Origin of the sequence: Sinorhizobium sp. RAC02 (assembly GCF_001713395.1) — a bacterium.
In the GTDB taxonomy this organism is placed as follows: Bacteria; Pseudomonadota; Alphaproteobacteria; order Rhizobiales; family Rhizobiaceae; genus Shinella.
On sequence record NZ_CP016450.1, the window covers coordinates 1,553,168 to 1,578,846 of the forward strand.

Annotated in this window: 28 protein-coding genes and 1 tRNA gene; 17 read left to right on the forward strand and 12 right to left on the reverse strand. The window is 63.5% G+C overall.

All coding sequences use genetic code 11. From position 1 onward, the window contains the following. Positions 1 to 113 precede the first annotated feature (113 nt). The 4 genes from BSY16_RS07450 to BSY16_RS07465 all read left to right on the forward strand — a co-directional run bounded on the left by BSY16_RS07450 (position 114) and on the right by BSY16_RS07465 (position 2,363). Positions 114 to 419: a DUF1294 domain-containing protein gene (locus BSY16_RS07450; protein WP_069059070.1), complete on the forward strand. Its 306-nt coding sequence runs from the start codon at positions 114 to 116 to the stop codon at positions 417 to 419. A 57-nt stretch (positions 420 to 476) separates the two neighbouring features. Next, positions 477 to 926, forward strand: a complete 450-nt coding sequence (locus BSY16_RS07455; RefSeq protein WP_069059071.1) for an RrF2 family transcriptional regulator — start codon at positions 477 to 479, stop codon at positions 924 to 926. A gap of 83 nt (positions 927 to 1,009) precedes the next feature. Continuing rightward, complete coding sequence (locus tag BSY16_RS07460) at positions 1,010 to 1,912, forward strand: NAD(P)/FAD-dependent oxidoreductase (RefSeq protein WP_069059072.1); 903 nt, start codon at positions 1,010 to 1,012, stop codon at positions 1,910 to 1,912. A 193-nt stretch (positions 1,913 to 2,105) separates the two neighbouring features. Next, entirely contained in the window at positions 2,106 to 2,363 is a 258-nt protein-coding gene (locus BSY16_RS07465; RefSeq protein WP_069061431.1) for a YjhX family toxin, read from the forward strand. A gap of 37 nt (positions 2,364 to 2,400) precedes the next feature. Here BSY16_RS07465 and BSY16_RS07470 read toward each other — a convergent pair whose 3' ends face one another. From BSY16_RS07470 to BSY16_RS07510, 8 genes are all read right to left on the reverse strand, one after another. After that, positions 2,401 to 2,913 (reverse strand): GNAT family N-acetyltransferase, encoded by a 513-nt coding sequence (locus tag BSY16_RS07470; RefSeq protein WP_069059073.1) that lies wholly within the window; start codon positions 2,911 to 2,913, stop codon positions 2,401 to 2,403. 256 nt (positions 2,914 to 3,169) lie between these two features. Next, complete coding sequence (locus BSY16_RS07475; protein WP_069059074.1) at positions 3,170 to 4,315, reverse strand: slipin family protein; 1,146 nt, start codon at positions 4,313 to 4,315, stop codon at positions 3,170 to 3,172. A 441-nt stretch (positions 4,316 to 4,756) separates the two neighbouring features. Further along, positions 4,757 to 4,831, reverse strand: a tRNA-Lys gene (locus BSY16_RS07485). 379 nt (positions 4,832 to 5,210) lie between these two features. Further along, positions 5,211 to 6,692, reverse strand: a complete 1,482-nt coding sequence (gatA, locus tag BSY16_RS07490) for an Asp-tRNA(Asn)/Glu-tRNA(Gln) amidotransferase subunit GatA (RefSeq protein ID WP_069059075.1) — start codon at positions 6,690 to 6,692, stop codon at positions 5,211 to 5,213. Between the two features lie 17 nt (positions 6,693 to 6,709). Then, positions 6,710 to 7,174, reverse strand: coding sequence for a GNAT family N-acetyltransferase (locus BSY16_RS07495; RefSeq protein ID WP_069059076.1), 465 nt, complete (start codon positions 7,172 to 7,174; stop codon positions 6,710 to 6,712). A 3-nt stretch (positions 7,175 to 7,177) separates the two neighbouring features. Then, a complete protein-coding gene (gatC, locus tag BSY16_RS07500; protein ID WP_069059077.1) occupies positions 7,178 to 7,465 on the reverse strand; it encodes an Asp-tRNA(Asn)/Glu-tRNA(Gln) amidotransferase subunit GatC in 288 nt (95 codons plus the stop codon). Positions 7,466 to 7,531: 66 nt separating this feature from the next. Beyond that, on the reverse strand, positions 7,532 to 8,044 hold the full coding sequence (locus tag BSY16_RS07505; RefSeq protein WP_069059078.1) for a hypothetical protein: 513 nt from the start codon (positions 8,042 to 8,044) through the stop codon (positions 7,532 to 7,534). Positions 8,045 to 8,067: 23 nt separating this feature from the next. Next, a complete protein-coding gene (locus BSY16_RS07510; RefSeq protein ID WP_069059079.1) occupies positions 8,068 to 8,772 on the reverse strand; it encodes a metal-dependent hydrolase in 705 nt (234 codons plus the stop codon). Between the two features lie 147 nt (positions 8,773 to 8,919). Here BSY16_RS07510 and BSY16_RS07515 point away from each other — a divergent pair, with 147 nt between their 5' ends. Both BSY16_RS07515 and ruvX read left to right on the forward strand, forming a co-directional pair. Continuing rightward, entirely contained in the window at positions 8,920 to 9,216 is a 297-nt protein-coding gene (locus BSY16_RS07515; RefSeq protein ID WP_069059080.1) for an alkylphosphonate utilization protein, read from the forward strand. Between the two features lie 24 nt (positions 9,217 to 9,240). Next, positions 9,241 to 9,729 (forward strand): Holliday junction resolvase RuvX, encoded by a 489-nt coding sequence (gene ruvX, locus BSY16_RS07520; RefSeq protein ID WP_069059081.1) that lies wholly within the window; start codon positions 9,241 to 9,243, stop codon positions 9,727 to 9,729. Here ruvX and BSY16_RS07525 read toward each other — a convergent pair. Next, positions 9,672 to 10,001: a DUF6105 family protein gene (locus BSY16_RS07525; protein ID WP_069059082.1), complete on the reverse strand. Its 330-nt coding sequence runs from the start codon at positions 9,999 to 10,001 to the stop codon at positions 9,672 to 9,674. The two genes, ruvX and BSY16_RS07525, sit on opposite strands and share 58 nt — an antisense overlap. Beyond that, the gene (locus BSY16_RS32705; RefSeq protein WP_286157190.1) at positions 9,998 to 10,129 is read right to left on the reverse strand and encodes a hypothetical protein; all 132 of its coding nucleotides are present in this window, start codon (positions 10,127 to 10,129) and stop codon (positions 9,998 to 10,000) included. The genes BSY16_RS07525 and BSY16_RS32705 overlap by 4 nt, the downstream gene beginning before the upstream one ends. 206 nt (positions 10,130 to 10,335) lie before the next feature. Here BSY16_RS32705 and BSY16_RS07530 point away from each other — a divergent pair, with 206 nt between their 5' ends. After that, the gene (locus tag BSY16_RS07530; RefSeq protein WP_069061432.1) at positions 10,336 to 11,271 is read left to right on the forward strand and encodes an AEC family transporter; all 936 of its coding nucleotides are present in this window, start codon (positions 10,336 to 10,338) and stop codon (positions 11,269 to 11,271) included. On the opposite strand, the gene BSY16_RS07535 is transcribed toward BSY16_RS07530, so the two are convergent. Next, the gene (locus BSY16_RS07535; protein WP_069059083.1) at positions 11,253 to 12,899 is read right to left on the reverse strand and encodes an acyl-CoA dehydrogenase family protein; all 1,647 of its coding nucleotides are present in this window, start codon (positions 12,897 to 12,899) and stop codon (positions 11,253 to 11,255) included. The two genes, BSY16_RS07530 and BSY16_RS07535, sit on opposite strands and share 19 nt — an antisense overlap. Positions 12,900 to 13,071: 172 nt before the next feature. Here BSY16_RS07535 and BSY16_RS07540 point away from each other — a divergent pair, with 172 nt between their 5' ends. From BSY16_RS07540 to dprA, 4 genes are all read left to right on the forward strand, one after another. Beyond that, entirely contained in the window at positions 13,072 to 14,013 is a 942-nt protein-coding gene (locus BSY16_RS07540) for an aspartate carbamoyltransferase catalytic subunit (RefSeq protein ID WP_069059084.1), read from the forward strand. Beyond that, positions 14,010 to 15,302 carry a dihydroorotase gene (locus tag BSY16_RS07545; protein ID WP_069059085.1) on the forward strand — a complete coding sequence of 431 codons (1,293 nt, stop codon included), beginning with the start codon at positions 14,010 to 14,012 and terminating at the stop codon, positions 15,300 to 15,302. The genes BSY16_RS07540 and BSY16_RS07545 overlap by 4 nt, the downstream gene beginning before the upstream one ends. Before the next feature lie 99 nt (positions 15,303 to 15,401). Next, complete coding sequence (gene plsY / locus BSY16_RS07550) at positions 15,402 to 16,007, forward strand: glycerol-3-phosphate 1-O-acyltransferase PlsY (protein ID WP_150130035.1); 606 nt, start codon at positions 15,402 to 15,404, stop codon at positions 16,005 to 16,007. Positions 16,008 to 16,009: 2 nt separating this feature from the next. Further along, complete coding sequence (dprA, locus tag BSY16_RS07555; RefSeq protein ID WP_069059087.1) at positions 16,010 to 17,161, forward strand: DNA-processing protein DprA; 1,152 nt, start codon at positions 16,010 to 16,012, stop codon at positions 17,159 to 17,161. Here the strand turns inward: dprA and BSY16_RS07560 are convergent. After that, positions 17,093 to 17,347 (reverse strand): hypothetical protein, encoded by a 255-nt coding sequence (locus BSY16_RS07560; protein ID WP_069059088.1) that lies wholly within the window; start codon positions 17,345 to 17,347, stop codon positions 17,093 to 17,095. The two genes, dprA and BSY16_RS07560, sit on opposite strands and share 69 nt — an antisense overlap. Positions 17,348 to 17,604: 257 nt before the next feature. On the opposite strand from BSY16_RS07560, the gene topA reads away from it, so the two are divergent. The 6 genes from topA to rpmG all read left to right on the forward strand — a co-directional run bounded on the left by topA (position 17,605) and on the right by rpmG (position 25,241). Beyond that, on the forward strand, positions 17,605 to 20,256 hold the full coding sequence (gene topA, locus BSY16_RS07565; protein ID WP_069061433.1) for a type I DNA topoisomerase: 2,652 nt from the start codon (positions 17,605 to 17,607) through the stop codon (positions 20,254 to 20,256). 4 nt (positions 20,257 to 20,260) lie between these two features. Beyond that, positions 20,261 to 22,612, forward strand: coding sequence for a ribonuclease R (rnr, locus tag BSY16_RS07570; protein WP_069059089.1), 2,352 nt, complete (start codon positions 20,261 to 20,263; stop codon positions 22,610 to 22,612). Positions 22,613 to 22,646: 34 nt separating this feature from the next. Then, on the forward strand, positions 22,647 to 23,123 hold the full coding sequence (locus BSY16_RS07575; protein ID WP_069061434.1) for a DUF983 domain-containing protein: 477 nt from the start codon (positions 22,647 to 22,649) through the stop codon (positions 23,121 to 23,123). Further along, positions 23,120 to 23,782 (forward strand): NUDIX hydrolase, encoded by a 663-nt coding sequence (locus BSY16_RS07580; protein ID WP_069059090.1) that lies wholly within the window; start codon positions 23,120 to 23,122, stop codon positions 23,780 to 23,782. The genes BSY16_RS07575 and BSY16_RS07580 overlap by 4 nt, the downstream gene beginning before the upstream one ends. A gap of 13 nt (positions 23,783 to 23,795) precedes the next feature. After that, complete coding sequence (locus BSY16_RS07585; RefSeq protein WP_069059091.1) at positions 23,796 to 24,980, forward strand: MFS transporter; 1,185 nt, start codon at positions 23,796 to 23,798, stop codon at positions 24,978 to 24,980. A 93-nt stretch (positions 24,981 to 25,073) separates the two neighbouring features. Then, a complete protein-coding gene (gene rpmG, locus BSY16_RS07590; protein ID WP_069059092.1) occupies positions 25,074 to 25,241 on the forward strand; it encodes a 50S ribosomal protein L33 in 168 nt (55 codons plus the stop codon). The last annotated feature ends 438 nt before the right edge of the window (positions 25,242 to 25,679 follow it).

A 25,679-nucleotide genomic window follows, 5' to 3' on the forward strand; every position in this document is an offset into this window, starting at 1 on the left:
GGTGTCTTCAGTGCTGTCTCGGTAGAACATATGGGCAGGCGGCGCAAGGTTTTCAGCAGGCGCAGCCCGACCTCGTTAGCCAGGCGGCAAGGATGATCGGCTAACAACGCCCCATGAGCACGGCAACAACGCTTCTGGTCTTTTTTCTCGTTTTCAACCTCGTGACGTTCTGCGTCTATTGGTGGGACAAGCAAGCCGCGCGCGATGGCCATCGGCGCGTTTCCGAAGCGCGCCTGCTGCAGTTGGCTTTGATCGGCGGCAGCCTTGGCGCGTTCGCCGCGCAACGCTTGTTGCGGCATAAGACGCACAAGGAGCCGTTTCGTACACAGCTGATGGCAATCCTGATCCTGCACGCAATGCTGATCCCGACGGCTCTGGTCTTCGGCCCTTCCCTCTACCAGATGCTGCGCGCCGGCTGACATCCCATTCGGCAGCGCCTGTTGACACACGGCACGATTCGTAACTATTGTTGTTACATGAAAAGAAACAGTCGACTTTCCGCGGTGCTTCACGCACTCATGCATATGGCCGAACGCGACGCACCGATGACCTCGGACGATCTCGCGCGCTGCCTCGATACCAACGCCGTCGTCGTTCGGCGCACCATGGCCGGGCTTCGCGATGCCGGCATCGTGCAATCTGGCCGCGGCCATGGCGGCGGCTGGCATTTCGCCAGGCCGCTTGCCAATATCTCGCTGCTCGACATCTACAATGCGCTCGGCGAGCCGATCGTCTTCCAGATCGGTGCTGCCACGGAAATGCCGGGCTGCGTGGTCGAGCAATCCGTGAACCGGGTGATCGGCGATGCGCTGAAGGATGCGGAAGCGATCCTGATGGCGCGTTTCGCCGGTACGACACTGGCCAACCTTGCCGAGGATTTCCGCGCGGCGGCCGCAGCCAAGCGCGCCCGCGCCGATACCGGCTAAGTCGCAACCACGTCCCTATCCGCATCGTCAACGACCGGCACCGCCGGGCGAACGCTGCCGCTTGTTCCAGAAAGGATGAAACCATGACCGAAGATGCCATCATCATCGGCGGGGGCTTTGCCGGCCTTTCCGCCGCCATGCAGCTTGCCCGCGCCCGCCGCCGCATTACCATCTTGGACACCGGCGAGCCGCGCAATCGCTTCTCCGCCCATTCGCACGGCTTCCTTGCGCAGGATGGTCGGCCGGGGCGCGATATCCTCGCCGATGCCCGTCGCCAGCTTGCCGCTTATGAGACCGTCACCTTCCGCGATGTGCCGGCCGAAACGCTGGAGGGCGAGAGGGACGCTTTTTCCGTGTTCACTGGCGGTGGCGGGCGTATAGATGCACGGCGCGTGCTGCTCGCCACCGGTTTCGAAGACCAACTGCCGGCGATCCCCGGTCTTGCGGAGCGCTGGGGCAAGACGGTGCTGCATTGCCCCTATTGCCACGGCTACGAGGTCGGCGGCGGCGCGGTCGGCGTGCTGGCCCGGACCGCCGAAGCGGCGCGATTCGCGGCTGTCGTCGCCGATTGGGGCGATGTCACCCTCTTCACCAATGCCGTGCCGGAACCGGACGACGAGGCGCTTGCCGTGCTTGCCGAGCGCAATGTGAAACTGCGGCCGGGCCGCGTTACCGCAATCGCGGACGGGCCGGATGGCATGCTGTCGGTCGAGACCGGGCCGGGCATTCCGACACTGGTGAAGGCGCTCTTCGTCATGCCGGAGGCACGGGTGCGCAGCGCCATCCCGGCAGACCGCGGCCTCAAACTCAAGGAAACGCCGATCGGCAATATCCTTCACACGGACGACATGGGCCAGACATCCCTGCCCGGCCTCTATGCCGCCGGCGACATCGCGCTTGGCCCGGCCAATATCTCGCTTGCCGCGGCCAATGGGGTCAAAACCGCCGTGATGCTACATCACTCGCTGATCTGGCCTGCGCATTGACGCAGCAGCGGCGCTTGGTTATTTCAAGGCGTCCGCACATGGAGTTTTGATGTCCAACTCCTCTGAGACCTGCTGAGGACCCTGCCCGCTAACCAATGCGCGCAGGGTCGGAAAAACGATGAACCCTGCCACCCCGTGGGTGGCGGAACGTTTTTTCGCGTTCATTCGAACGCCAGACGGATCACTCAAGACAATGGACATTTCGCGCGCCGAACAGCGCATTCTCCACCTGCTCGCCCAGGGCGGCAGGATCGACATCGAAAAAGATGAAAACCGAAAGATCGCAACGGTCGCCTGCATCACGCGGGACGGCTGGCGCGCGGGCGGGCTCACGATAGAGCTCTTCCGCAAGCTGAAACGCCGGCGCTGCATCGCGTCATCCGGCGGCAGGCCCTACCGCATCACGCAGCGGGGCCTGGTGCTCGTGCGATCGCAGCTGGACAACCAGTAGACAGACCGGGAGGCGCGGCAAAAGCCCGCCTCCCGTTTCAAAATCCGGCTGGCCCATAACCGATGGGTTCCTCCGCGATCAACTGCCGGCGCAGTCCGATCGATTCCACATCCCGGTCGAGACGCGGCTGGTAGTCAACAGACAGCCAGCTAACCGAATAACCGTGTTTCTGGAAGAAGCCGACGGCGGCCGTGTTGCGCGCATGGGTCTGAAGGCGTGCCGCCTCGAATCCGGCGGCAAGGATTTCACCCTCAATGGCAGCGAGCAGGGCGGCGCCGAGGCCCTTCTTCTGCTGGGGCGGATCGACCCAGAGATCGGTGATCTCGTCGTCCAGGGATTCACGCGAGGCCCAACCGGCCAGCACGCCGTCGCTCTCGGCCACCGTCACCCGCAGCCAATGGGCGGCCAGAAACTGCTGGAAGGCGGAGCGTGCATTGTCCCGCCGCACCTGAAGGTCGGCTACCCCCACCACGGCCTGCTCCCAGGCCCGCACGCCAATCTCGACGACGGCGAGCACATCCTCTTCACGCGCATTGCGAACAGTGATCATGCGGGTGCCCCTTCCGGCACTATGAAAGCACTGCACGAGGGACTTGGCGAGGGAGACGAAAGGCTATCCACGGAGATGATGGGAGGAGCGTGCGGACATATCGCACCAAAGAGGCCTCAACCTCTCCTCGATCATGGTCGGGCTTGACGCGACCATCCACACTCCAGGGAGGCCAATGCATCTCCGGCTCAGGTCCGGGGTTGGGGTAAAGGTCTTTCCAAAACGAAACCGCCCGGCCTTTCGGCCGGGCGATCCCTTACTTGTCGCGGAGTTGGACGATGTCGTTCATCAGACCCGCCGTACCATTGTGGATGGTCAGGCGTTCCACCTTGCCGGCGATGGCTTCCAGCGCTTCAAGCTCCTTCAGCCGCAGCATGACCGGGTTCTCCGCCATCACCTTCGCCGTGTTGAGCAACGAACGGGTGGCGTTCGTTTCCTCGCGGCGGCGAATGACGTTGGCTTCTGCCTGCTTCTCCGCGGCGACAACCTGGTTGAGGATATCGCGCATCTCGCCCGGCAGGATCACATCCTTGAGCTCGATGGCCGACACCTCGACACCGATCGCCGCCATGTCGGCGCGCACCTTCTCGGCGGCTTCCGCATTGACCGTCACCTTGCGTTCAAGGATCTGGTCGAGCGTCAGCGTGCCGAGCGTCTGGCGGAAGGCGAACTGCAATGCCCGGTACAGGGCATCGGCAAAGTCCTTCACGTCAGACACCGCCTTCAGCGGATCGACGACGCGGTACTCGGCTGCAATGTTCACCCGGATCGTCACCTTGTCGCGGGTAAGCAGTTCCTGACCGGTCACGTCGAGCGACTGGCGCTTCAGGTCGACCACGCGCACCTGGATCGTCTTTCCGACGTTCCAGAAGGCGTGAGCGCCGGGCTCCAGCATGCGCTGATGCGTACCGTCGACGAAGAGCAGGCCAACCTGACCATCGTTGACGAGGAAGGCCGTCGTCAGCTCCGTACGACGCGCCCGCGTCAGCCGACGCATCAGCTCCGGATCGACGTCGAGCCGATCCTTGAGATCGACGCGCGTTTCGGTCCACGGACCGGCCGCGTTCCAGACCACGAGCTTCTGGTTCGGTGCGAGCACCGCATGCAGCTCGCCGTCGCGCTCGACGACCGCCACCTCACGGCTGCCCGTCCGGAAAACCGCCAGTTCGCGTGCCGCCACCTCCGGGAGCGTATCGAACAACGGCTTCTCGTAGGCCGAGGCAAAGGTCGGCCGGTTCACGTCGTGGCGCTCCAGCTCGAGCATGCCGCGGCGGTTCGGTAGGGCGTGCTCGCCTGGTCCGAAAATGCCGAGCACCTCTCCCCTGTAGAGGGCGAGCACCCGTTCGTTTGCCTTCACGAGGACGCGCTGGCGCCCCAAAATCATATCGAGAAACATCGTCATTGTTCTTGCTCCTTCGGGTCATACGCTACGTCACGAACCGATCTTCCTTTCGTTTCTGGTTTCGACTGGTACCGGAGGCGCATCTTGCCACCAGTTCCCTGAGACACCCTGATCGCCCGGGGAACCTGCGGGCGGGGCATGCGAATAGTGATCCGAGAACCGGATGACGGCCATCGGCGATGGGTTTTCGGGAGAGGACCGCGCGGCCTTTCGGCGGGCTCGGGAACCATGGGCTCCGTCGCTGGCCTGAAGGCATCTTGGCCGTCACCGCGAACCGGACCGCAAATGTCCGGCGTTAGGCTTTCCGGGTTTCCCCGGTTCGCCGTCCGCAGTCCGGTCCCCGGACCGGATATCGAGACAGCTTGGAAGGCTGTTTGGAGAAGGATTCGAACCTTCCACAGTCAGATTACAGGTCTGATGCTCTACCACTGAGCTATCCAATGGAGCAGACAACGGGAATCGAACCCGCGACCTCCGGAGAAAATGTCCGGTGCTCTACCGCTGAGCTAGGTCCGCAAACCAGTCTTCTTGGTGCGGCATCCGTACACGACGACGGCAGGGCCGCCTCGCGCGGGAGGAGCGTGAAAACTCCATCCGTTGACATCCGCACCGGCTGAACGACCGGGAGGGCGCGTTTATTCTCAACTTATGGGGGGATCAAGCAGAAAAGGCGTGGGCATGCCTATCGTTACGGCAGGTGTTGCCGTTACGACACGATATGGACGATGAAAGCCGTGCCTTCGGGTGCCCCTCACCCTAACCCTCTCCCCGCAAGCGGGGCGAGGGAACTTGCCACATGCAGGAGTCTAGATTGAGGAAAACAGTGCGGCATATCCCTTCTCCCCGCCTGCGGGGAGAAGGTCGCCGGCAGGCCGGATGAGGGGCTATTGGCCCCTTACCACCACTTGTTCGGCGTGAAGCGGCCGGCTGCTTTTTCGATGACATGCGCTGTCTTGAAGAGGATTTCCTCCTCGAACGGCTTGCCGATGAGCTGCAGGCTGAGCGGCAGGCCCTTGTGGTCGAGGCCGGCCGGCACGGAGAGGCCCGGCAGGCCCGCCATGTTCACGGTGACGGTGAAAATGTCCTGGAGATACATCTTGACCGGATCGGACGCGAGATCCTCGTCGGCGATGCCGAAGGCGGAGGATGGCGTTGCGGGGGTCAGGATCGCATCGACGCCGGCGTTGAAAGCGAGTTCGAAGTCGCGCTTGATCAGCGTACGGACCTTCTGGGCCTGCAGGTAGTAGGCGTCGTAGTAACCGGCCGACAGCACATAAGTGCCGATCATGATGCGGCGCTTCACTTCCTTGCCGAAGCCGGCGGCGCGGGTCTTCTCGTACATGTCGACGATGTCCTTGCCATCGACGCGCAGGCCGTAGCGTACACCGTCGTAGCGAGCGAGGTTCGACGAGGCTTCGGCAGGCGCCACGATGTAGTAGGCGGGAAGCGCATATTTGGTGTGCGGCAGCGAGATGTCGACGATCTCGGCACCGGCTTCCTTCAGCCAGGCAATACCCTGCTGCCACAGCGCCTCGATCTCTTCCGGCATGCCATCGACGCGGTATTCGCGCGGGATGCCGATGCGCATGCCCTTCAGCGACTGGCCGAGCGAGGCTTCGTAATCCGGAACGGCCAAATCGACGGAGGTCGTGTCCTTGGCGTCGACGCTGGCCATGGACTTCAAGAGGATCGCGGCATCGCGCACATCGCGGGCGATCGGGCCGGCCTGGTCGAGCGACGAGGCGAAGGCGGCGATGCCCCAGCGCGAGCAGCGGCCATAGGTCGGCTTGATGCCGACGGTGCCGGTGAAGGCTGCGGGCTGGCGGATCGATCCGCCGGTATCCGTTGCCGTCGCGCCGGCGCAGAGGAAGGCGGCAACGGCTGCGGCCGAACCGCCGGACGAACCGCCCGGCACGAGATCGGCGTTCGAGCCCTTGGCACGCCACGGGTTCTTGACCGCGCCGTAATAGGAACTCTCATTGGAAGAGCCCATGGCGAACTCGTCCATGTTCAGCTTGCCGAGCATGACGGCGCCGGCATCCCACAGGTTCTGGGTGACGGTCGATTCGTATTTCGGCTTGAAGCCGTCGAGGATGTGGCTGCACGCCTGTGTGTGCACGCCTTCGGTCGCAAACAGGTCCTTGATGCCGAGTGGAATGCCTTCCAGCGCGCCGGCTTTGCCCGCAGCGATGCGGCTGTCGGAGGCCTTCGCCATGTCGCGCGCCTTTTCCGGCGTCACAGCGACATACGCGTTGAGCGCGCCGTTCGCGCCATCGATCGCGCCGAGATAGGCGTCCGTCAGTTCGACGGCGGTGATCTCCTTGGCGCCGAGCTTTTCGCGGGCTTCGGCAATGGTCAGGCGGGTCAGATCGGTCATGGTGCGGTCACTTCAGGTCAGGCAGCGGGAAGCTGCTTTTGGTAAAAGACGGAAAAAGGTGAGTCCGGATAGTCGAGCACGGGGCCGCAGCGGGAAAAGCCGGCCTTCTCGTAGATCGCCCAGGCCGCCGGGTGCTGGTCGCCGGTTTCGAGCACGAGCGTTTCCAGCCCCTCCCGTTCGGCAACGCTTTGGATTTCGCCGAGGATGCGCCGGCCGATGCCCTGCCCCTGCCACGCCGGCCGGGTGAACATGCGCTTCACCTCGCCCACCGTCTCGGAGTGGCGTTTCAGCGCGCCGCAGCCAATGACGATGTCATCATCGCGGGCGATCCAGACCGTGACGGTCGGCTCGGCCATCTGCTCGACGGTGAGGTGATAACAGGCCTCCGGCGGCGAGAGCGCGAGCAAAATGGTGTTCAGCTCCGCGATCAGCGTGCGAACCTCATCCTGCAACGGGCTTTCGACGGCGATGGTGACGGTCAAGGATTACTCCACAACCTTCGGAACCTGGAAGAAATTGCGGTCGGACGCCGGCGCATTGGCAACGATGTCATCCGCCTTGCTGCCGTCGCTGACGACGTCATCGCGCTTGCGCATGACCATCGGCGTGACGGAGGTCATCGGCTCGACGCCCTCGACATTGACTTCGGACAGTTGCTCGACGAAGCCGAGGATGCCGTTCAGCTCGCCGGTCATGCGGTTTGCCTCGTCCTCGCTGACGGCGATGCGGGCAAGACGCGCGACGCGCTTCACGGTGGCTAGATCTACGGACATGGTAAGCTCCGGTGGGATTTTCCTTCCGGCTATAGCGGCCATGACGGCCCTATGCAACGGGGCCGATCAGTTCAGGATCGCGCTTCCCAGCAGACACAACAACAATTCGTCCACGCTTTCCAGAGGGGTGAACCGCTTCTGCGGAACGATACGATGCCCCAGTCGCTCGTGCTTGACGCCCTGTGCATTGCCCTTGCTGTGCCGCACCACCTTCAAATCCGCGATATCCGGCAACGGGCCGCCGTTCGTATCCCCAAACCAGCGAAAGTTCATCGTCTTCAGATCGTCGTCCACGACGATCCACACAACACATCCACTGGCCTTCTCCGCGAGGCGCAGGCTGATATTGACCTCGGCGCGAGCCCCACCCTTCCGGCTGATTTTCAGCTGGATGTGCCGTGTGACGTTCCTGCAGGTGAGCACGAGATCGTACCCACCTGCATCGAATTCGCTTTTCAGGATTTCGGCATCGAGGATGTCCTTCTGCCAGAGGCGCCGGAGAAGTTCCCCGGCGAAAAGGTGCTCGACGATATTTTCACGCAGCGTCGAAAAGACCGCGTGTTTCTCTCGCGCTTCCATCAAAAGCCCCTCGATACGCTTTGCTAGCTCCCACGCACCTGGCCGACCGAAAGCACATCGACCTTCGCCACGGCACCGTCCATCGCCTGCACGAAGAGGTCAGCGGTCTGGTCGATGATGCGGAAGGAACCGTAGTGGCAGGGAATGACGGTGTCGAACTTGAAGAAGCGCTGGCAGGCAAGCGCGGCCACGGCACCGCCCATCGTAAAACGGTCACCGATCGGCACCAGGCCGATTTCCGGCTGGTGCAGTTCGTGGATCAGCGCCATGTCGGAAAAGATATCCGTGTCGCCCATGTGATAGAGCGTCGGGTCTTCCTCGAAATGCAGGACGAGGCCGTTGGCATTGCCGAGCGAATGGGAGACGCCGTCTTCGGTGATCTGCGCAGAGGAATGCAGTGCGTTGACGAAGGTCGTCGAAAACCCGTCGAAATGCACGGTGCCGCCGGTATTACCCATGTCGATCTTCTCCACGCCCTTGGCGCCTAGCCAGGCGGCAAGATCGGCATTCGCCAGCACGGTCGCGCCGGTTTCCTTGGCGATCCGGATCGTATCGCCGACATGGTCGCCGTGGCCGTGGGTGAGCAGAATGTGCGTGAGGCCGGCGACGGCATCCTTGCGGGTCGATTCGTCGAAGGCGGGATTGCCGGTGAAGAAGGGATCGATGAGGATTCTTGCCTTGGCGGTTTCGATCCGGAAGGCCGAATGGCCGAGCCAGGTGATCTTCATGACGTTTCTCCTGTTATGAGTAGCTGCGGAATATAGATCCGGCGAATGCCGTTTCCATCCATCTCAGGATCGTTATAAGCGTGGCGATAGAGATGGAGCAACGCCCGGCAGCCCGCCGGTGATGCGCCATCCACGCAAGGAGCCGCCATGAGCGACGATGATTACATCTATGACGAAGCCACCGGCGAATGGCGCCCCGCCTCCGAGATCGCAGCCGCGAAAGCCGCGCAGAACGTGGTGCGCGATGCCAGCGGCACCGTGCTGGCCGATGGCGATTCGGTCGTGCTCATCAAGGACTTGAAGGTGAAGGGCGCCGGCCAGACGCTGAAGCAGGGCACGGTGATCAAGACGATCCGCCTGACCGACAACCCGGAAGAAATCGACTGCCGGCACGATGCCATCAAGGGCCTGGTGCTACGCACGGAATTCGTCCGCAAACGCTGAAACAATCCGCGGGAGGCTTCATCCATGGCGACACTGACACTGGAAGAACTGGCTGAGGCGCTTGCACCCCGCCAGCCGATCGCCGGCCTCGACCTCGGCACGAAGACGATCGGCCTGTCGGTTTCTGATCTCGGCCGGCGGCTGGCGACGCCGCGGCCGGTGTTGAAGCGTGTGAAATTCACGCAGGATGCCGAGCTGCTGCTGGCCTTCGCGGCAAAGGAAAAGGTCGTCGCCTTCGTCATCGGCCTGCCTGTCAACATGGATGGCAGCGCCGGTCCGCGTGTTCAGGCGACGCGCGCCTTCGTGCGCTCGATGAGCGAAAAGACCGACATCCCCTTTGTCTACTGGGACGAGCGACTGTCGACGGTGGCGGCGGAGCGCACGCTGATCGAGATGGATGTGTCGCGCAAGAAGCGGGCCGAGCGTATCGACTCGGCCGCCGCCTCCTTCATTCTTCAAGGCGCGCTGGACAGGCTTTCGTCTCTGGCAAGGACGGCCGACGACGACGACTGACGGCGGGCCTGCCACCAGGCAAAAATCTGCTTGCGGCGGCGGAACGCAATGATGCCGAGCACCAGGAAACTGTCGAAGATAATGGCGCGCAGCACCAGCGGCGGCAGGCTTTCCGGCGGAATGCCGAGGATATGGCCATAGATCTGGAACACCAGATCATGCGCATCCCGCGTCAGCATGAAGAAGCCGAAGCTCATGTCGTAATAGGAAAGCCCGTACCAGCTGCCGATCAGCGCAATCGGGCCGGCCCAGAGAATCAGGAACCACTTCATGCAGCCCTCCTCTTCATCGCGAGGAGGTCGCCGGCAGCGAAGATCATCTCGCTCACCGCCACACTCCCGACAAGCACAAGCAACGGCACGGCGATATCCACCGCGACAAAACAAAACAGGGTCGTCATGACCGAAATCCGGGCCGTTCTGGCCATATCAAGCACTCGCTCGCATGGTTAACACCAAGTGAATGGCACCTTCACCCGTTAACCTTCCGTACGCAACGTAAACCCTTCATTAAGGTTAATTTCCACATGGCCGCCGTCGCGCCCCGCCCTTGCCACTTCGACCAAGGCGTGGAATGAGCGGTGATCTCTCCAGCCGATCCGGTATCATGCTCGCCATCTTCGAAAGCATCCTCCCCGTCTTCCTGCTCGTCGTGCTGGGAGCGCTGCTCAAGCGCTGGCGGCTGATCGACCGCGACATGTGGAACGGGCTCGAACAGCTCGGCTTCTTCGTGCTGTTTCCCTGCCTTCTGTTCACGACGCTCGCCAAGGCGGAGTTTTCCGGCATCGCCGCAGGCGATATCGCGATCGGCTCCATCGGCTCCGTGACCTTGATTGCGCTCATGCTGGCAATTGGCTGGCCGCTCTTTCGGGCAGCCGGCGTTTCCGCGGCCTCCTACACCTCGGTCTTCCAGACCTCGACGCGCTGGAATGCCTTCATCGCGCTGGCGATCGCCGAGAAGCTTTACGGGCCGCAAAGCCTCGCGCTCGTCGCACTGGTCGCAACGCTGATCATCATCCCGATCAACCTCTACAATATCGGCGTTCTCGTCTGGTTTGGCGGCGGCACACGCAGCCTCAAGATTTTTGCGCACAAGATTCTCACCAATCCGATGATCATCGGCTCGGTTCTCGGCGTTAGCATCAACCTGCTGGGCATCAAGATCTACGACCCGCTGATGCAGGCGACGGAGCTTGTTGCGGATGCGTCGCTCAGCCTCGGCCTCATCATGGTTGGCGCCGGGCTGAAGCTGGCCGATGCGCTACGCCCGCGTCCGCTCGCGCTGCTACCCGTGGTGCTGAAGCTCGTTTTCATGCCGCTGATCATGACGGGTGCCGCCTATGCGCTCGGCATGCGCGGCGAGCCGCTGCTGACCATCGCCATGGGTGCCAGCGTTCCGACGGCGATGAACGGTTATGTGCTGGCCAAGCAGATGGGCGGTGACGCGCCGCTCTATGCCGCCGTCGCGACGCTCCAGACGATCGCGTCGTTCTTCACCATCCCGATGGTGCTGGCGGCGACGGCCTATCTCGCCGGCGGATAGAGCAGGTCGACGATGTAGGCCGAATCGAAACGCGAATCGAGCATGCCGTAGGTCGAGCGCCAGCCGGAGGCGAGGCGCGTTTCCAGGAAGGCATCGGCCACGCGGCCGGCACCGGCGCGGTAAAGTTCCGCAGCCGCGGCGGCAAGTGCCAGCTGCTCGACGAGCATGCGGGCGGCGCCCTCGTCCCGCTCGCAGAGCGACAGGGCAGCGCGCAGCACGTCCACCGTCTTCTTGCCGGCCGGGCCGAGATCGCGGGCAAGGCCGGCAAACAGCATTTCGAACAGGTCCCTGCCCCGGCTGATCACGCGCATCAGATCGAGCGCCATGACATTGCCCGAACCTTCCCAGATCGCATTGACCGGCGCCTCGCGGTAATGTCGGGCGATCGGGCGCTCCTCGACATAACCGCTGCCGCCGATGCATTCCATCGCCTCATAGATCAGCGCCGGCGCGATCTTGCAGCACCAGTATTTCGTGACGGGCGTCATGATGCGGGCATAGGCGGCGTCTTCGGCGCTGTCGCGCGCCTTGTCGAAGGCCTCCGCTAAGCGGAAGGAAAGCGCCGTGGCACCCGCGACGTCGAGCGCCATGTCGGCGAGCACACGCGTCATGATCGGCTGGGCAACGAGCGGCTTGCCGAAGACATTGCGGCCGCGGGTGTGATGCACGGCCTCCGCCAGCGAAGCGCGCATGATACCCGACGACGCCAGCGCGCAATCGAGCCGCGTCAACGTCACCATGTCGAGGATGGTGCGCACACCCGCGTCCGGCTTTCCGAGCAGGAAGCCGAACGTATCGGTGAACTCGACTTCCGAAGATGCATTCGAGCGGTTGCCGATCTTGTCCTTCAGGCGCTGGAAACGCAGGCCGTTGGAAACGCCGTCCTCCAGGAGGCGCGGCACGAGGAAGCAGCCGATGCCCTCGCGGGTCTGCGCCAGCATGACGAAACCGTCGCTCATCGGCGCGGACATGAACCATTTGTGGCCGGTCAGCCGGTAAATACCTTCGCCGACCCGCTCGGCGGACGACGTGTTGGCGCGCACATCGGTGCCGCCCTGTTTTTCCGTCATGCCCATGCCGATGGTGACGGCACTCTTCTGCATGGCGGGCTTGTTGGTCGAATCGTATTTGCGTGACAGGATTTTCAGGCCCCATTCGCGCTGCACCTGCGGCGAGGCCGAAAGGGCTGCGACCGAGGCACTGGTCATCGTCAGAGGGCAGAGATGACCGCATTCGAGCTGCGCCGTCAGATAGAAACGCACCGCACGCGCCTTGTGCGCCCTGCCCTGCTCGTCCGGCACGTTCTCCCACAACGAGGAATGCAGGCCTGTCGCCATGGAGCGGCGCATCAGCGCGTGCCAGGCGGGGTGGAAATCGACGACGTCGAGCCGCTCGCCGCGCGGACCATGGGTGCGCAACTGCGGCACGCCGACATTCGCCATGCGGGCGAGTTCCTGCGCTTCCGGCGAGGTCACGTAGCGGCCGATCGCATCGAACTCGTCGCGCAGGCCCTTCGGCATCGCGTCGGTTGCGTCGACCAGCAGCGGGTCGGAACGATAGGCATTGATGCCCGACCAGAGCGGCGGCTGGTTGAGATCGGAAAATTTCTGTTCGGTGTCGCGAGTCATGAGCGGGTTCTAGCCCAAGTCGCGACCGGGCGAAACGGGGCGTTGCGGCTGCCGGCGCCTGAAGCTTCACAAAAGCGTGGGAATGCGCAAAGCCCTGCCGTCTTCGCCTTGCAGCAGTGGAACCGACGCTCTATAGACCCCGCGTATCCACGACAGTTGAGGCGGAGCCCCCATGGACTTCTTTCCGCATCGCCACCTTCTCGGCATCAAGGGTTTGACCGAGCAGGATATCACCCTGCTGCTCGACCGCGCCGACGAGGCGGTAAAAATCTCCCGCCAGCGGGAAAAGAAAACGTCGACGCTGCGCGGCCTGACGCAGATCAATCTCTTCTTCGAAGCCTCCACCCGCACGCAATCCTCCTTCGAGCTTGCCGGCAAACGGCTGGGCGCCGACGTGATGAACATGTCGGTCAGCAATTCATCGGTGAAAAAAGGCGAAACGCTGATCGACACCGCGATGACGCTGAACGCCATGCACCCGGATGTACTGGTGGTGCGCCACTCCTCCGCCGGTGCAGCCGCTCTTCTGGCGCAAAAGGTCTCCTGCGCGGTGGTAAATGCCGGCGACGGCCAGCATGAGCATCCGACGCAGGCTCTGCTCGACGCGCTCACCATCCGCCGGGCCAAGGGCAAGCTGTCGCGCATTATCGTCGCGATCTGCGGCGATGTGCTGCATTCACGTGTCGCACGCTCGAACATCCTGCTGCTCAACGCCATGGGTGCCCGGGTGCGTGTCGTCGCACCCGCAACGCTTCTGCCCTCCGGCATCGCCGACATGGGCTGCGAGGTCTACCATTCCATGGCGGAAGGCCTGAAGGATGCGGATGTCGTGATGATGCTGCGCCTGCAGCGCGAACGCATGTCCGGTGCCTTCGTGCCCTCGGTGCGCGAATACTTCCACTATTATGGTCTTGATGCAGAAAAGCTGAAGGCCGCGAAAGACGACGCGCTCGTCATGCATCCAGGCCCGATGAACCGCGGCGTCGAGATCGCCTCGGAAATCGCCGACGGGCCGCAGAGCGTCATCGAGCAGCAGGTGGAGATGGGCGTCGCCGTCCGCATGGCCGTGATGGAAACACTCCTTCTTTCGCAGAACCAGGGACCCCGCGCATGACCCGCACGACCGTCCTCAAGAACCTCCGCATCCTCGACCCGTCGCGCAACATCGACGAAAACGGCTCGATCGTCATCGACAACGGGCGGATCGCCGCCATCGGCAGCGGCGCACAGAACCAGGGCGCGCCGGAAGGCGCTGCGGTTGTCGATGGCCGCGGCCTGATTGCAGCCCCCGGCCTGGTCGATGCGCGCGTCTTCGTCGGCGAACCGGGCGGCGAACACCGCGAGACGATCGAATCCGCGTCGCGCGCCGCCGCCGCCGGTGGTGTCACGACCTTCATCACCATGCCGGATACCGATCCCGTCATCGACGATATCGCGCTGGTCGAGTTCGTGCTGAAAAACGCCCGCGACAAGGCGATCGTTAACATTCATCCCGCTGCGGCGCTCACCAAGGGGCTGCACGGCGAGGAGATGACCGAATTCGGCCTGCTCCAGGCTGCTGGCGCCGTTGCCTTCACCAATGGCCGCAACCCGATGCACAATGCGCAGGTGCTGCGCCGTGCGTTGACCTATGCGCGCGAATTCGGCAGCGTTATCGCGCTCGAGACCCGCGACAAATATCTCGGTGCCGGCGGCGTGATGAACGAGGGCCTGCTGGCAAGCTGGCTCGGCCTTTCCGGCACACCGCGCGAGGCAGAATTGATCCCGCTCGAACGGGATCTGCGCATTGCCGGCCTGACGCGCGGAAAATACCATGCGGCGCAAATCTCCGTGCCGGAATCGGCGGAAGCGGTGAAAACCGCCCGCGAGCGTGGCGCGAACGTCACCTGTGGCATCTCGATCAACCACCTGACGCTGAACGAGAACGACATCGGCGAATACCGCACCTTCTTCAAGCTCTCACCGCCGTTGCGCGGCGAGGACGACCGCAAGGCGATGGTGGATGCGCTGGCGCGCGGCGATATCGACATCATCGTCTCCTCGCACGATCCGCAGGACGTCGATACCAAGCGCCTGCCCTTCGCGGATGCGGCGGATGGCGCGATCGGGCTCGAGACCATGCTGGCAGCGGCGCTGAGGCTGCATCACAGCGGTGAAGTGCCGCTGATGCGGCTGATCGATGCGCTATCAACCCGTCCGGCCAAAACCTTCGGCCTCGACGCCGGGACCCTTGCCGTGGGCGCATCCGCCGACATCGTCATCATCGATCCCGACGAGCCCTGGCTTGCCACCAAGGACCGCTTCGTTTCGCGCTCGAAGAACACGCCGTTCGAAGATGCCCGCTTTACGGGGCGCGCGGTTAGCACCTATGTTGCCGGAAAACGGGTGCATTCGTTGGACTGACCGGGATGGTCTGGGGCGGAAGGGACGCCGCCCCTATCTAGCCTGCTGCGCACTCGCCGCATTGAAAAGACGTCTCGGGGGAGAACTGACGTGTCCGACATCTTCACCTGGCAGCTCGGCACGTTGCCGACGCTTGCCGCCCTTGCCTTCGGTTATCTGCTCGGCTCCATCCCCTTCGGCCTCATCCTCACCCGCATGGCGGGGCTCGGCGACGTGCGCCAGATCGGCTCCGGCAATATCGGCGCGACGAACGTGCTGCGCACCGGCAACAAGAAGCTCGCGGCGGCAACCCTGCTGCTTGACGCGCTGAAAGGAACGGCCGCTGCCGCCATCGCCTCGCGCTGGGGGCTCGATGCGGGCATCGCCGCCGGCTTTGCGGCCTTCATGGGGCACCTCTTCCCCGTCTGGCTCGGCTTCAAGGGCGGCAAGGGCGTTGCGACCTATGTCGGCCTGCTGCTCGGGCTCGTGCCCGTCATGCTCGCCGTGTTCGCCGCAGTCTGGATCGGCCTTGCTTATCTCACCCGCTATTCGTCGCTCTCGGCCCTGGTTGCAACTGCGGTATCGCCGGTTGTATTGTGGTTTCTCGGTCACGAGAAGGTGGCGCTGCTCTTCCTGGTCTTGACCGTCATCACCTGGTGGAAACACCGCGCCAACATCAGCCGCCTGATGAGCGGCACCGAGAGCAAGATCGGCAGCAAGGGATAGCCATGGACGACCGCAGCGCAGGGACCCGGGGAATTGCGCTGACGGAAAGACAGAGGATCGCCTGGCTGCGGCTGATCCGCAGCGACAATGTCGGCCCGGCCACCTTTCGCGACCTGATCAACCACTTCGGCAGCGCCGAAACGGCGCTGGACATGCTGCCGGAACTTTCGCGCCGCGGCGGCGCGTCGCGCGTCATCCGCGTTGCCAGCAAGGCCGAGGCCGAACGCGAACTGGAAATTGCCGACCGGCACGGCGCGGCCTTCATCGGCATCGGTGAACCGGACTACCCACCGCTGCTGCGCCAGATTGCCGGAGCCCCGCCGTTGCTGGCCGTCAAAGGCAACCGCAAGGTCGCGACGGCACCGGCCGTTGGCATTGTCGGCGCGCGTAACGCCTCGATCTCCGGCATGAAGTTCGCCGGCATGCTGGCGCGGGAGATTGGTCGCGTGGGCTATACGATCGTCTCGGGCCTTGCCCGTGGCATCGATACCGCCGCTCACCGCGCAAGCCTCGACACCGGCACCATCGCCGCCATGGCCGGTGGCCTCGATAAACCCTACCCGCCGGAAAACATCGGGCTGCTCGACGAACTCACGGCCGGCGCGGGTCTTGCGGTGAGTGAAATGCCGTTTGGCTGGGAACCCCGCGCGCGGGATTTTCCACGCCGCAACCGGCTGATTGCCGGCATGTCGCTCGGTCTCGTCGTGGTGGAGGCGGCGGTGCGCTCCGGCTCGCTGATTACCGCACGCAATGCAGCGGATTTCGGCCGGCTGGTGTTTGCAGTGCCCGGCTCGCCGCTCGACCCGCGCTGCGAGGGCACGAACGGCCTGCTCAAGGACGGTGCGACGATCATCACCACGCCGGAGGATGTGCTGGAAGGCCTGCGGCCACTCTCGGAGCCGGACCTCTTCACGCAACAGTCTGGCGCCGGCGAGCCTGCGGACGATGGGTCACCCGGTCTGCGGTTACCGCCGAGCGATGGCGAACGGGAGCGGATTGCGGAGGCCTTGAGCCAAGTGCCGGCCGAGATCGACGAAATCATCCGGCACACCGGTGTCGGAGCGTCGGCCGTCTACCTCGTCCTTCTAGAACTTGATCTTGCCGGTCGACTTGAGCGGCATGCCGATGGCCGGGTCTCGATGGCCCCGGATTGACATCGGCCGCAAGCCGGCCAGGATGTCGCCGGCTTCGACATAGGCCATCTCGATCATATAGCGCAGCATGTCCGCGCCTTCGTTGTTTGCGACGGTGCGCAGTTCGCCCAGCATCTGCCGGATGTAGGCGATATTCTCTTCTGCCGTGTGGGGCGGCAAGGCGGGTCGGGCTGGTTTCGGGTTCATGGCTTGTCCGTTGCGTCCATGAGGAGAATCGCCGATAGGTTGTAATTCCTACACCTAGGAAACGATACAACGATTATTTAGAATTGCAACAACCGATTGCGCTCCCTTTGGTTGTATCGCGTTGTATCCGACTAATTTCCGTTCCGCCTCTTGACCCGAACGCTTTCCCTGTTCATGTCGAAGCACGACTTTCCGGCGCAATGCGCCCGTTTCGCCGCACTTCCAAGCGTGCGGCGCCCGATACCAGAGAAATGACGATGACAGTTGTAGTTGTGGAATCGCCTGCGAAGGCCAAGACGATCAACAAGTATCTTGGCCCTGGCTACACCGTGCTCGCCTCCTTCGGCCACGTGCGCGACCTGCCCGCCAAGGACGGCTCCGTGCGCCCCGACGAGGACTTCGAAATGTCCTGGGAAGTGGACAGCGCCTCGGCCAAGCGCATGAAGGACATCGCCGACGCGGTCAAAGCCTCCGACGGCCTCATCCTCGCGACCGACCCGGATCGCGAAGGTGAAGCGATTTCCTGGCATGTGCTCGATGTTCTCAAGAAGAAGAAGGTGCTCGGCGACAAGCCGGTCAAGCGCGTCGTCTTCAACGCAATCACCAAGTCGGCCGTGCTCGAAGCCATGCGCAACCCGCGCGATATCGACACGCCTCTCGTGGATGCCTATCTCGCCCGCCGTGCGCTCGACTATCTCGTCGGCTTCAACCTGTCGCCGATCCTCTGGCGCAAGCTGCCCGGCGCGCGGTCGGCCGGCCGGGTGCAGTCGGTGGCACTTCGCCTGGTCTGTGATCGCGAATCCGAAATCGAGCGTTTCGTCTCGGAAGAATACTGGAACCTCTCCGCCCTCCTGAAGACACCGCGCGGCGACGAGTTCGAAGCCCGCCTCGTTTCCGCCGAGGGCAAGCGCCTGCAGGCGCGATCAATCGGCAACGGCGAAGAGGCGAACAACCTCAAGGCGCTGCTCGACGGTGCTGCCTACCGCGTCGAAAGCGTCGAGGCGAAACCGACCAAGCGCAACCCGGGTCCGCCCTTCACGACCTCCACCCTGCAGCAGGCCGCATCCTCCAAGCTTGGCTTCTCGGCCTCGCGCACCATGCAGGTGGCGCAGAAGCTTTATGAAGGTATCGACATCGGCGGCGAGACGGTCGGTCTGATCACCTATATGCGTACCGACGGCGTGCAGATGGCGCCGGAGGCGATCGACGCTGCCCGGCGCGCCGTCGGCGAGCAGTTCGGCGCGCGCTACGTGCCGGAAAAGGCCCGTTTCTATTCCACCAAGGCGAAGAACGCCCAGGAAGCGCACGAAGCGATCCGCCCGACCTCCTTCGACCGTACGCCGGACCAGGTGAAGCGTTTCCTCGATCCCGACCAGCTGCGGCTCTATGACCTCGTCTGGAAGCGCGGCATCGCCAGCCAGATGGCATCCGCCGAGATCGAGCGCACGACGGTCGAAATCGAAGCCGACAATGGCGGCCGCAAGGCGGGCCTGCGCGCCACCGGCTCGGTCATCCGTTTCGACGGCTTTATTGCCGCCTATACCGACCAGAAGGAAGACGGCGAACAGTCGGACGACGGTGACGAAGATAGCCGCCTGCCGGAAATCAACGCCCAGGAGATCGTCGCCAAGCAGAAGGTGAATGCCACGCAGCACTTCACCGAACCGCCGCCGCGCTACTCCGAAGCGACGCTGATCAAGAAGATGGAAGAGCTCGGTATCGGTCGCCCGTCGACCTATGCCGCGACGCTCGCCACGCTGCGTGACCGCGAATATATCCTCATCGACAAGCGCAAGCTGATCCCGGAAACCAAGGGCCGCCTCGTCACGGCCTTCCTGGAAAGCTTCTTCACGCGCTATGTCGAATATGACTTCACGGCGGATCTCGAGGAAAAGCTCGACAAGATCTCGGCCGGCGAACTCGACTGGAAGCAGGTTCTCCGCGATTTCTGGAAGGATTTCTTTGCCCAGATCGAGGAAACCAAGGAACTGCGCGTCACCAATGTTCTCGACGCGCTGAACGAGGAACTGGCACCGCTCGTCTTCCCGAAGCGCGAGGACGGCAGCGATCCGCGCATCTGCCAGGTCTGCGGCACTGGCAAACTCTCGCTGAAGCTTGGAAAATTCGGCGCCTTCGTCGGCTGCTCGAACTATCCGGACTGCAACTTCACCCGCCAACTTTCCGCCGATAACGGTTCGGATGCGGAGGCAAACGCGTCCAACGAGCCGCAGAGCCTCGGCAAGGACCCGCATACCGGCGAAGAGATCACACTGCGCTCCGGCCGCTTTGGCCCTTACGTGCAGCGCGGCGACGGCAAGGAGGCGAAGCGTTCGAGCCTGCCCAAGGGCTGGACGCCGGCAAGCATCGACCATGAGAAGGCGCTCGCTTTGCTTTCGCTGCCGCGCGATATCGGCCAGCACCCCGAGAGCGGTAAGATGATTTCCGCCGGCCTCGGCCGCTACGGTCCGTTCCTGCTGCACGACGGTGGCTATGCCAACCTGGAAACCGTCGAGGATGTGTTCTCGATCGGCCTCAACCGCGCCGTGACCGTCATCGCCGACAAGGCATCGAAGGGCCCCGGCGGGCGTTCGCGCGGCACGCCGGCGGCGCTGAAAACGCTGGGCGACCATCCGGATGGCGGCCCCATAACGGTTCGCGACGGCAAGTATGGCCCCTATGTGAACTGGGGCAAGGTGAATGCGACCCTGCCGAAGGGCAAGGAAGCCGACAGCGTCACGATGGAAGAGGCGCTCGTGCTGATCGCCGAAAAAGCCGGCAAGACGCCAGCCAAGGGCAAGGCCAAGGCGGCCAAGACCACGAAGGCGAAGGCCGACGGTGCCAAGGCTGCAAAGCCGAAGGCAAAGGCAGCCGCCAAGCCAAAGACTGCAGCCAAGGCAAAGAAGGCCTGACGACATGACCAGGGAACCACGCAGCCGGGCAGGACACGTCAAGCGGCCCGGTCGCGCGGGCCGTGACGTGCCGCCGGCAGACAATACGCCGATCATCCACGGCGTCATTCCGCCGCGTGACGTGCTGCTGCGCTTCATCGCGGACCACCCGGAACAGGCGTCCAAGCGCGAGATCGCCAAGGCCTTCGGGCTGAAGGGCGAGGCGCGCGTCGAGCTGAAGGCCCTGCTCAAGTCCTTCGAGGAAGACGGTTTTCTGGAAAAGCGCCGCAAGTCGCTGGTGCGGCCCGGCGCCCTGCCCCCCGTTGCCGTGCTCGACATCACCACGCGCGACGTGGACGGCGAGTTGATCGGTCGCCCGGCAGAGTGGCTCGACGATGCCGGCGTCGCGCCCGCCGTGCTGATCCGCCAGTCGAGCGGCGCTCGCAAGGACAAGGCGCCGGTCGCCGGCCTCGGCGACCGCGTGCTCGCCAAAATCTTCCCGGCGAAGGAGCGTGGCGGTCCGGCCTATACGGCGCGGATCATCAAGGTTCTCGACAAGAGGAAGAACTCCGGCATGGGCGTGTTCCGCGTCATGCCGGGCGGCGGCGGGCGCATCATGCCGATCGATCGCCGCGGCGAGGAGATGGATGTCGATGCCGAGTTCACGGCGGGCGCCAAGGATGGCGACCTCGTGGAACTCGATGTCGTGCGCATGGGCCGTTTCGGCCTGGCGCGCGCGCAGATCAAGAGTGTGATCGGCTCAGTCGCCTCGGAAAAGGCGATCTCGATGATCGCCATCCACGCCCACGGCATTCCACACATCTTCCCTGACGCGGTCATCCGCGAGGCTGAGTCTGCCGGCCCGGCTACGATGGCGCACCGCGAGGACTGGCGCGGCCTCCCCCTCATCACCATCGACCCGGCCGATGCCAAGGACCATGACGACGCGGTCTATGCCGAGCCGGATCCGTCGCCGGACAATCCGGGCGGCGTCATCGTCACCGTGGCGATTGCCGATGTCAGCTATTATGTGCGCCCGAAGTCGGCGCTCGACCGCGAGGCGCTGAAGCGCGGCAATTCGGTCTATTTCCCCGACCGCGTCGTACCCATGCTGCCGGAGCGCATCTCCAACGACCTCTGCTCGCTGAAGGAAGGCGTCGACCGTCCCGCACTTGCCGTGCGCATGGTCTTTTCCCACGAGGGCCGCAAGGCGAGCCACACCTTCCACCGCATCATGATGAAGAGTGCGGCCAAACTCTCCTACCAGCAGGCGCAGGCGGCCATCGACGGCGCACCGGACGACAAGACCGGCCCCATCCTCGACACGATCCTGAAGCCGCTCTGGGAAGCCTACCGCATCATGACGGTTGGCCGGAACCGCCGCCAGCCGCTTGAACTCGACATGCCGGAGCGCAAGATCCTGCTGAAAGACGACGGCACCGTCGATCGGGTCTTCGTGCCGCCGCGGCTCGATGCGCACAAGCTCATCGAAGAGATGATGATCCAGGCGAATGTCGCCGCCGCCGAGACGCTGGAGAAGAAGAAGCAGGTCCTGATCTACCGCGTGCACGATACGCCGTCGCTCGCCAAGCAGGAGGCGCTGCGCGAGTTCCTGCAGACGCTCGACATCTCGCTGGTCAAGGGCGGCAACCTGCGCTCCAACCATTTCAACGGCATCCTTGCCAAGGCTCAGGACAAGCCGTTCCAGCAGATGGTCAACCAGATGGTGCTGCGCTCACAGAGCCAGGCGATCTACAGCCCGGAGAATATCGGCCATTTCGGTCTGAACCTGCTGAAATACGCCCACTTCACCTCGCCGATCCGCCGCTATGCGGACCTGATCGTGCACCGGGCGCTGGTGGGTTCGCTCGGGTTCGGCGAAGGCGGCATCACGCCGGATGAAGAAGCTGTGCTCGACGATATCGCTGCCGAAATCTCGACCTTCGAGCGCCGCGCTATGGCGGCCGAGCGTGACACGGTCGACCGGCTGATCGCCCATCACCTCGCCGGCCGCATCGGCGAAGAGTTCGACGGCCGGGTTTCGGGCGTCACCAAGGCGGGACTATTTGTCACCCTGCCGGAGTATGGCGCCGACGGGTTCGTGCCTATATCTATGCTGGGACGCGACTACTTTATCTACGACGAGGCCCATCAGGCGCTGTCCGGTGAAAAAACCGGGCTTGGCTACCGCCTCGGGGATACGGTGCGCGTGAGGCTCGCGGAAGCGGTGCCGCTCGCCGGATCGCTCCGGTTCGACATGTTGAGCGAAGGACGCAAGATGCCGACGGCAGTGCGCTCTTTCCACAAGTCGGGCCGGCGCAAGGGCAGCGAACCACGGCGCCAGCCAGGGACCCGCCCTCCCCGCGGGAGACGCTAGGCCGGTGCAGACCGCCGGCAGGAAGGACTTGATCATGCAGGCGAACGAGACCACCGGCAGTGCGCTGCATTTTGGTGACACGGCAACGGCCACGCCCGCTGAACGCCCGCTCGGCCGCGCCATCAAGCGTGGCATGCTGAACCGTTGCCCAGCCTGCGGCACCGGCCGCCTCTTCCGTGCATTCCTCAAGCCGGTCGAGAACTGTGCCGCCTGCGGTCAGGACTATACGCACCAGCGCGCCGACGACCTGCCGCCCTATCTCGTCATCACCATCGTCGGCCACGTCGTGGTCGGCGGTTACATGGCGACGGACCTCGTGTGGTCGCTCACCACCTGGCAGCACCTGGCAATCTGGACGCCCATCGCGCTCGTCATGTCGATCCTGATGATGCAGCCCGTCAAAGGCGGCGTCATCGGCCTGCAATGGGCGATGAAAATGCACGGCTTCAACGACAAGCCGGCAGAGACCGACGCAGTAGTCGCACCCGCCTACGGCGACCGAACCGCATGACGGCTGTCCGGCCTGTCGATGCAGCGTCCATCCTGCTTCTCGACCGGTCGGGCGGACGTGTTCGCGTGCTCGTCGGCCGGCGCAGCAGCAAACATGTCTTCATGCCGGATGTCTACGTTTTCCCTGGCGGCCGGCGCGATGCGGGCGATCACCTCGTTTCCGTTTCGAACCCGCTCAACCCGCTCGCCAACGAGCGGCTCGCCCTGCGCGCCGGCGCGCGATGTTCCGATTCGCGCCTGCGCGCCATTGGCGTTGCGGCGCTGCGGGAACTCTACGAAGAAGCCGGCATCGCGGTCGGCATGTCGCTTGGCGAACAGCCCGGGGGCGCGCTGCCGTTCCGGCCGGACCTCTCGAACCTGCGGTTCCTTGCCCGTGCCATCACGCCTGCCGGCATGGTGCGGCGGTTCGATACGCGATTCTTCACGCTCTTCACCGACGAGGCCGATGTCGACCCGGCCGGCGCCACGGCAAGCCACGAACTCGAAGACCTGCGCTGGGTCGATATTTTTGACCACAAGGGCATTGAGATGCCCGACATAACCGTATTGATCCTTGAAGAGCTTCAAAAAAGCATTCAGGAAGACAAGTCTCTACCCTTCGGAAGAGCCGTGCCGTTGTATCGCAACCGGCACGGACGCTTCCTGCGGGACCTTCTTTGAGGATCGATCGCATATGACGCAGCCGCAATCCGGCACCTCCGGCCCAGTGGAAAGCATCCACTGGCGGTCTCTCATTGCTGCCGTCGCCGCCATTTCCGCAGTCGGTATCGCCATCGGCCTCGGGCTTCCGCTGCTCTCCATCATCATGGAAAAGCGCGGCATTTCCTCGACGTTGATCGGCATCAACTCCGCCATGGCCGGTATTGCCGCCATGGCGGCTGCGCCCTTCACCACCCGGCTTGCGCATGCCTGGGGTACGTCGACGACGATGCTGCTGGCGATCCTGCTCTCCGCCATCAGCGGCCTCGGCTTCTACTATATCGAGAATTTCTGGCTGTGGTTCCCGTTGCGTCTGGTGTTCCACGGCGCGATCACCACGCTGTTCATCCTGTCCGAATTCTGGATCAATGCCGCCGCCCCGCCGCGCCGGCGCGGGCTCGTACTCGGTATCTACGCGACCGTGCTGTCGCTCGGCTTCGCCATGGGTCCCCTGCTCTTCTCGATTCTCGGCAGCGACGGCGTCCTGCCCTTTGCCGCCGGCGCAGGCATCATCCTGCTTGCGGCGATCCCGATCTACATCGCGCGCGGGGAAAGCCCGGTCATCGACGAGAAGCCGGAACTGCATTTCATGCGCTACGTGCTTCTCGTGCCGACGGCGACGGCGGCCGTCTTCATCTTCGGCGCGGTGGAAGTCGGCGGGCTCTCGCTCTTCCCCATCTACGGCATTCGTGCGGGCTTCACAGAGCCGCAGGCGGCCCTGCTGCTCACCATCATGGGGATCGGCAACATGGCGTTCCAGATCCCGCTGGGAATGCTCTCAGACCGCATGAAGGATCGCCGGAGCCTGCTGACGATCATGGCCGTCATCGGCCTTGTCGGCGCGCTCTCGCTGCCTCTGGTGTCACAGAACTGGCTATTGATGGCCATGGTGCTCTTGGTGTGGGGCGGCTGCGTCGCCGGCCTCTATACGGTGGGTCTCAGCCATCTCGGTTCGCGACTCGTCGGTGCGGACCTCGCCGCAGCCAATGCCGCCTTCATCTTCTGTTACGCGGTCGGCACGGTTGTGGGTCCGCAGGCGATCGGCGCTGCGATGGATGTCTCGGGTAATGACGGTTTTGCCTGGGTAATTGCCGCATTCTTCGGCTTTTACCTGGCACTTTCGCTTGGTCGGATCGTTTTCAGACCGAAACGGGGTTGACTTTTCGGGCGCGATTTGTAGTTTCCGCCCAGATTTAAGCCGCAGAGCAGACTGGCTGTCCGCGGCTTCGTTTTTTATAAAGGCAGGACGACCATGGCCAAGGCTACCACCATCAAGATCAAGCTGCTGTCGACGGCCGACACCGGTTTCTTCTACGTTACCACGAAGAACAGCCGTACGATGACGGACAAGATGACCAAGACGAAGTACGACCCGGTCGTCCGCAAGCACGTCGAGTTCAAGGAAACCAAGATCAAGTAATCTTGGGAGCCGATCAGGTTCGCAAAGGCGCTGGATGGAAACATCCGGCGCCTTTTCTTTTGCGCCCGATGTCTGCAACCTTTTTCCGGCAGATCGAATCAAAAACGCCGCCCCCTTGACGGGAGCGGCGCTGAATGGGGGTCGGTCAGACACGACGACGGCACGAGGATTCCGTATTTGTCGCAGCTGACCGACCGACCCCACGACCCAGGAGATGCGGCGGACCTAGCATCATGGGGTAACCGGTTGTGCGGGCTTGTTTGCCGCCCATGAGTTGAGCATCGCGCGAAAAGGAAAAAAAATCAACGAATTATTAACGCTCAAACGGCGTGTCGTTGTCTCATAGTTAACCGCGGCGGTTGTGATTGTTTCAGCGGGTATCAGTTGCGTTCCGGATCACAACACTGGCGGCCGACGCTACGTCAACCTTGGAGCGAA